7 protein-coding genes are annotated in these 6759 nt (G+C 70.3%); 5 read left to right on the forward strand and 2 right to left on the reverse strand.

Features of this window, described 5'->3' with window-relative positions:
• The 4 genes from C0461_RS12605 to C0461_RS12620 form a co-directional block, all read left to right on the forward strand.
• A partial coding sequence (locus C0461_RS12605) for a M28 family metallopeptidase (protein ID WP_363378544.1) occupies window positions 1-1751 on the forward strand: 1751 nt, incomplete at its 5' end.
• Window positions 1752-1809: 58 nt separating this feature from the next.
• Window positions 1810-3420, forward strand: coding sequence for a M28 family peptidase (locus C0461_RS12610; RefSeq protein WP_292107497.1), 1611 nt, complete (start codon window positions 1810-1812; stop codon window positions 3418-3420).
• Window positions 3421-3423: 3 nt separating this feature from the next.
• Window positions 3424-3813 (forward strand): RidA family protein, encoded by a 390-nt coding sequence (locus C0461_RS12615; RefSeq protein WP_292107499.1) that lies wholly within the window; start codon window positions 3424-3426, stop codon window positions 3811-3813.
• Entirely contained in the window at window positions 3810-4235 is a 426-nt protein-coding gene (locus tag C0461_RS12620; protein ID WP_292107501.1) for a DCC1-like thiol-disulfide oxidoreductase family protein, read from the forward strand. The genes C0461_RS12615 and C0461_RS12620 overlap by 4 nt, the downstream gene beginning before the upstream one ends.
• Window positions 4236-4265: 30 nt before the next feature.
• Here the strand turns inward: C0461_RS12620 and C0461_RS12625 are convergent, their stop codons facing one another.
• Window positions 4266-4952, reverse strand: a complete 687-nt coding sequence (locus tag C0461_RS12625; RefSeq protein ID WP_292107503.1) for a DedA family protein — start codon at window positions 4950-4952, stop codon at window positions 4266-4268.
• 114 nt (window positions 4953-5066) lie between these two features.
• Here C0461_RS12625 and C0461_RS12630 point away from each other — a divergent pair, with 114 nt between their 5' ends.
• Complete coding sequence (locus C0461_RS12630) at window positions 5067-5537, forward strand: hypothetical protein (protein ID WP_292107505.1); 471 nt, start codon at window positions 5067-5069, stop codon at window positions 5535-5537.
• Between the two features lie 537 nt (window positions 5538-6074).
• Here the strand turns inward: C0461_RS12630 and C0461_RS12635 are convergent.
• A partial coding sequence (locus tag C0461_RS12635) for a hypothetical protein (protein WP_292107506.1) occupies window positions 6075-6759 on the reverse strand: 685 nt, incomplete at its 5' end.

The following is a 6759-nucleotide window of genomic DNA, read 5'->3' on the forward strand; positions in this document are numbered from 1 at the left end:
GGCTGGATAGGGTGCGCGCAATCCTGAAACCGCACCCGAGGTTCTTCATGCGTCCTGTCCGTTTCGCCGCCGTCCTGATGGCGAGCGCCGCGCTTGCCCTGCCGCTCGCGCTGGGCGCCTGCGCCACCACCGACGTCGCGCAGTCCGTCGCCTCCGCCCAGGCCGTGGCGTTCGAGGCCCAGCGGGTGTCCGATCACATCCGCACCCTGGCGGACGACAGTTTCGAGGGGCGCGGCATCGGCCAGGGCGAAGTGGGTGAACAGCGGACCGTGGCCTACATCACCGAGCAGTTCCGGGCCGCAGGGCTGGCGCCTGGCGGCGAGAACGGCGGCTGGACCCAGACGGTGACCCTGAACCGGTTCGAGGCGTCCAATGTGCAGGCGGCCCTGAGCGTGGGGGACTGGACCCTGCCCATGACCCAGGGCGAACAGGTGGCGATCTCCACCCGCCGGCCGGCCCAGGGCGGCGCGGTCAATCTGGCGGACGCGGAGCTGGTGTTCGTGGGCTACGGGACCACGGCGCCCGAGCGCCAGTGGGACGACTTCAAGGACATGGACGTGACCGGCAAGGTGCTGGTGGTCCTGATCAATGACGCCGACTTCGAACAGCCGGAGCTGAACACCTTCGGCGGCCGGGCCATGACCTACTACGGTCGCTGGACCTACAAGTACGAGGAAGCCGCGCGGCGGGGCGCGGCGGGGGTGCTGATCGTGCACGAGACGGCGCCAGCGTCCTATGGCTGGGCCACGGTGCGCAACTCGTGGGGCGGGCCGCAATTCGACATCCAGCACGAGGACCCCGAAGCGGTGCGCATTCCGGTGGAGGCCTGGATCCAGCGCGATGTGGCGGTGGAGCTGTTCCAGCGGGCCGGCCAGGACTTCGAGGCCCTGAAGGTCGCCGCCCGCAGCCGCGACTTCCAGCCGGTGGTGCTGGAGAATGCCGGCTTCGACGTCAGCTTCAACGTCTCCTCGTCCGCCATCCGCACCGACAATGTCATCGGCGTCCTGCGGGGAACGACCCGGCCGGACGAGACCATTCTGTACGGCGGACACTGGGATCACCTGGGCATGGGCGAGCCGGACGCCAGCGGACAGCGCGAGGTGTTCAACGGCGCCGTGGACAACGCCTCTGGCATCGCGGCGATCATCGAGATCGCGCGTCGCTTCGGCGCCGGGCCGCGTCCGGAACGCTCGCTGGTCTTCATGGGCTTCACCGCCGAGGAGAGCGGGCTGCTGGGGGCGGAATTCTACGCCTCCAACCCGCTCTATCCGCTGGAGACCATGGTGGCCGGCATCAATATCGACAGCGCCAATGTCTATGGCCGCACCACCGACATCGCTGTGACCGGACACGGCCAGTCGCAGCTGGATGACTATGTGGGCCAGGCGGCGGCCGGGCTGAACCGCACGGTGACGCCCGACCCGCGGCCGGAGGCGGGCGGTTATTTCCGGTCGGACCACTTCCCGTTCGTGAAGCGCGGCGTGCCCATGATCTATGCGGGCGGGGGCACGACCTTCCGTGACGAGCCGGTCCAGCCGCGCATCGACGCGCGGGCTGAATACGGTCGCACCCGCTATCACCAGGCGGGCGACGAGTGGTCGCCGGACTTCGACTATGCGGGCATGATCGAAGACATGGAGATCTGGTACGCGGTGGGCGCCCGTCTGGCCAACAGCCGTGAGTGGCCCGAGTGGAACACCGGCTCCGAGTTCGGTCCCGTGCGCGCCGAAAGCGCCTCGGGCCGACAGTAGGCGTGACGGCGGCCGGGCACAGCCCGGCCGCTGTCAACTTCATCCAGGACAGAATGACGTGACCCGTTTCCAGATCACCGGCCGCGTGGCCGCCGCCGCCCTGCTGCTCGCCGCCTGGCCGGCGCAGGGTCAGGACTTCTCCGCCGAGCGCCTGTCGCAGGGCGTGCGCAGCATCAGTTCCGACGCCTTCGCCGGGCGCTACCCGGGCGAGATCGGCGAAGGCCTGACACTGGGCTGGCTGCAGGCCCGCTACGAGATGCTGGGGCTGGAGCCCGGCGGGCCGGACGGCGAATGGCTGCAGCCGGTGGATCTGACCCGCTATGAGCCGGCGCGGCCGGCGAGGGCGGCATGGCGCGCGGGCGGCGAGGCGCACCCGCTGGCGGACGGCTTCTTGCTGCGGGCGGCCTCCAACGACGGGCGGGCGCAGGTCAGCGGGGCCCCGGTTGTGTTCGCGGGCTACGGCATCTATGCGCCGGAGCGGAACTGGGATGACTACGGCGACATCGACGTCGAGGGCGCCGTGGTGGTGGTCATGTCGGGCGAGCCGGACGGGGCGCTGTTCAACGGTGACTACCGCACGGCCCACGCCAGCGATGCCGCCAAGGCGGCCGAGGCCTACCGGCGCGGCGCCGTGGGCGTGCTGACCCTGGTCGACGCCACCGCCGCGGAGCCGGCCTGGGCGCGGCGGGCGCAGTTCAATGATCGCCGCCGCACCCTGTCGCCGGGCAATGACGATCTGGAGTTCACCGGCGCCGTCTTGGCCGCCACCTTCGGACAGTGGGCCGAGGCGGCGGGGCGGACCCTTGAGGATGTGACCGTCGACCTGGGCGGCGGGGCCTTCCGGGCCATGGCGCTGGAGGGCGTGACCCTGGACGTGGACGCCGAGGAGACGGTGGAGACCCAGCGGTCCTGGAACCTGCTGGCGCGCATTCCGGGGACCGAACGGCCGGAGGAGACCATCGTGTTCTCGGCCCACTGGGACCATGTGGGGACGCGCGAGGGCGGCGAGGGGGATCACATCTACAACGGCGCCTGGGACAACGCCTCGGGCACCGTGGGGCTGGTGGAGATGGCGCGCGAGCTGAAGGCCGCCGGGCCGTTCGAGCGGTCCATCGTGTTTCTGCATGTGACCGCCGAGGAACAGGGCCTGCTGGGCGCGTTCTGGTATGCGGCCAATCCGGTCTGGCCGCTGGAGACCACGGCGGCCAACATCAACATCGACATGCTGCCCCTGTCGCCGCCGACGCGGGATCTGCCCATCTTCGGCTATGGCCAGAACACGCTGGAGGACGAGCTGCAGGCGCTGGCCGGGGCGGCGGGCCGCTATGTCAGCGACGACGGCCAGCCGGAGCAGGGCTTCTACTTCCGCTCGGACCACTTCGCCTTCGCGCGGGCGGGCGTGCCGGCCCTGATGCCGTGGCACGGCGTGGACTGGGTGGACGGTGGACGCGAGGTCGGGCTGCCGGCCTGGCAGGCGAAGTTCCGCAGCGACTATCACCAGCCCAGCGACGAGTGGAGCGAGGATCTGGACTTCACCTCGGCGGTGGAGAACCTGACCCTGCTCTACCGGCTGACCGTCGATCTGGCCGACAGCGACCGCTGGCCCGGGTGGAAGCCGACGTCGGAGTTCGGCCCGGTGCGGGCCCGCAGCGACGCGGCGCGCGAGTAGGCCATGGCGGCGCGCCTGACCCCCATGACCGGCGACGGCTCGCCGCCTGTGCAGGGCAGCTATCCGCAGGCGGTGGAGGTGACGGGCGCGACCCGCTGGCTGTATCTGTCGGGCCAGATCCCGGTGCGGCCGGACGGCGGGCTGTCGCCGGATTTCACCGAACAGTGCCGCCAGTGCTGGGCCAACATCGAGGCCCAGCTGCGGGCGGCGGACATGACCCTCGACAATCTGGTCAAGGTCACGACCTTCCTGTCGGACCGGGCCTACGCCATGGAGAACCGGGCCGTGCGGCTGGAGGTTCTGGAGCACCGCCAGCCCGCCCTGACCGTCATCATCACCGGCATCTTCGACGAGGCCTGGCTGGTTGAGATCGAGGCGGTGGCGGCGGCATGAGCCGCTGGGCGCCGGCCCCGGCCCCGGATCTGCCTGACGGCCTGATCCTGTTCGACGGGGTCTGCGTGTTCTGTTCGCGGTGGGTGCGGTTCGTGATCGCCCGGGATGCGGAGGCGCGCTTCCGGTTCCTGCCGATCCAGTCGCCGCAGGGACGGGCGATGGCTGAGCGGTTGGGTGTGAATCCCGACGCGCCGGAGACCAATGTGGCAGTCATGGACGGACGGGCGCTGATGAAGTCCGACGCGGCGCTTTCGGTGCTGGGCGTGCTGAAGGGCATGGGCTGGCTGGGGGCGTTGAGGCGTGTCCCCCGCTGGATGCAGGACCCGCTGTGCGACCTGATCGCGCGCAATCGATACGCCATCTTCGGGCGCACCGAGGCCTGCATGATTCCGGGCCCCGAGGAGCGGGAGCGGTTCCTGTGACGTCCGTGTCGGTCCGGGCGGTCTGAAGCGTCAGGCGCCTTCGCGGATCAGCTTCCTGCTGATTAGCTTCCAGGCGATGAGGGTGGCGGCGGTGACGACCAGGGCGACCGTGGCGATGATGCCGATGGTGTGCAGGTGGTCGTCCAGGCTGCCGAACTGGGTCAGGCCCGCGGCCACCAGCCAGCCCGGGGCGATCATCACCGGCACCCAGACCACGGCCGAGAAGAAATTGGCCAGCTGGAACTTCACGTGATTCATCGAGGTCATGCCCGCGATCAGGGGCACGAAGGCGCGCACCGGGCCCATGAAGCGGCACAGGAAGATGGAGGCCACGCCGTAGTGGCGGAAGAACAGGCGGGCGCGGGCCAGGGGGCGGCGGTGCTTCTTGAGCCAGGGGTGGCGCCAGGCGCTGGGGCCGACGCGGCGGCCGATCCAGTAGGACACCGCATCCCCCAGGGTGGCCCCGGCGATGCACCACAGCAGCACCGGGATCGGGTTCAGGATGCCCGCACCGATCAGGCCGCCGGCCGTGACCATCAGGGCCGTGGCCGGGAAGAAGGCGCCGATGAACACCAGCGATTCGCCGAAGGTGATCAGACCCAGAATCGGGGCGGCCCACATGACGTGCTCCTGCACGAACGTGTTCAGGTCGGCGATCAGGTCTTCCAACAGCAACTCCAGCGCGTGGGGGCAGGGCCCGATATAGGCGGTTCTCATCCTCAGACCACAGAGGGACAGCCGAATTGTGACAATCCGGGCGATGGTGTGTCCCGGGTGCGGCGGTCGGGCCACGTCCGGAAACGAACGCGGGGCGGGTGCGTTTGATCCGGCATGAGAAAAGCCCTGCTGATCGCCCCCGCCGCCGCGCTGATGCTCGCCGCCTGCGGAGAGCCGGCCAATGCGCCCACCGAACCGGCCCGGCCGGTGACGGCGGCGCCGAGCGTCAATCCCACCACGCCGATCCGGCCGGGGCAGGGCCCGGAGAGCTTCGTGGGAACCTGGGCCGCGAACGCCGCCTGGTGCGGCGCCAGCCCGGCTGCGGCCGATCAGGTTCCCATCCGCATCACCGCCGAGCGCTTCGAGGGCTACGAGAACCGCTGCGACATCACCGCCATCGAACAGAGGGGCGACAGCTATGACGCCAGCCTGGCGTGCGAGGCCGAGGGCATGACGAGCCGGGAGACGGTCAACATGCGGGTGTCCGGAGATCGGCTGACCCTGATCCATGCGGACCGGGACGGCGAACCGGTCCAACTGGTCCGCTGCGGAGAGCCTGCCGGGGCGGACCTGGACGGGGGGTAGGCGGCGGTCCGTCCTTCCGTGCCGGAGCGCAGCGCCCGCTCCCTTGTCATCCCGGGCGGAGCGCAGCGAAGAGCCGGGACGGGCGGGCCCCACATTGATCCCCCGCCCGGACAGCCGCGAGGCTGAACCGGGCGAAGGGACGCGGCCTGCCGGAGCCCTTGGCCCGGATCGTCGCGAGGCGCCGTCCGGGCCGTCGAGATTTTGGGACCGTCGCATCCCGTCCCGGATAACGCCTGCGGCGTTTCCGGGATGACAAGGGCCTCGTCCTGATGCGGCGGCGGTGGCAAGGGCGCCGGCGCCAGCGGCGGTGAGACTCTCGACGCGAAAAACAGTGCAATGGGAGTCTCACGGGCGGCTGTTCTCCCCCGTCATTCCCCGGCTTGACCGGGGAATCCAGAAACACGGGACGTTCGGAGGTCGCCCGGCCCTGTCGGAGCGTCTGGACCCTCCGGTGAAGCCGGAGGGTGACGGGTTGGGGGGTGATGATCTCGCCGCCGCCGGTGAGACCCTGCGGGCGAAAAACAGTGCAATGGAGTCTCACGGGCCCTCGGGGCGGGCCTCTGAAAGCGGCTTCAAATCCCTGAGGGCGAGGATTTCGGTCTGGAGGTCGCGCAGGGCCTGATCGAGGGGATCGGGCGGGCCGTCGTGAGACTCTGGACGTGAAAAAGAGTGCAATGAGAGTCTCATTGTCCCGGCGTCGGCGGCCTGTTCGATCTGCTGCGCCAGGGCGGCCAGCCCGGCGGCGAGACGGGCGAGATTGCTTGTGGAGATGGGCGCGGCGGCTTCAGCGGCGGTGGCGGGGGCGTCGATGGGGTCGTCGTCGGCCGGGGGCGGCGCGTGAGACTCCGGGGCTGAAAAACAGTGCAACGGGAGTGCAACATTCTGATCATCGGACGGGGCTTCGGGCGGGGTGGTGACGGCGCTGTCTGCCGCCGCGTCCGCCACTTCGGCTTCGCGGCGTTCGGCGGCCTCGCGGTCCATGCGGGCTTCGCGGGGGGCGATGTCCTCGTCGCGGGCGAACGGCTTGAGATCCTTGTACAGGCGCATCCAGCCGCGGGCCTCGATCACCCGGCCGGCGGCCACGGCGGCCTGGATGTGGCTCCAGCACCTGTCCACCATCTGTGCGGCGGTGAGGGGGGCATCCCGGCTCGCGCCTGGCGGCGCGTCCGGGATGACAAGGGGCTCGTCCTGCGCCGACGGGGATGACGAGGGCTCCGGCACA

The organism is Brevundimonas sp., assembly GCF_013823285.1.
GTDB lineage: Bacteria > Pseudomonadota > Alphaproteobacteria > Caulobacterales > Caulobacteraceae > Brevundimonas.

Bases quoted from the DNA above. Each gene is read 5' to 3' on its own strand.
- C0461_RS12615 (WP_292107499.1), top strand. From the start codon at position 3,424: ATGGCGGCGCGCCTGACCCCCATGACCGGCGACGGCTCGCCGCCTGTG.
- C0461_RS12625 (WP_292107503.1), bottom strand. From the start codon at position 4,952: ATGAGAACCGCCTATATCGGGCCCTGCCCCCACGCGCTGGAGTTGCTG.
- C0461_RS12620 (WP_292107501.1), top strand. From the start codon at position 3,810: ATGAGCCGCTGGGCGCCGGCCCCGGCCCCGGATCTGCCTGACGGCCTG.
- C0461_RS12630 (WP_292107505.1), top strand. From the start codon at position 5,067: ATGAGAAAAGCCCTGCTGATCGCCCCCGCCGCCGCGCTGATGCTCGCC.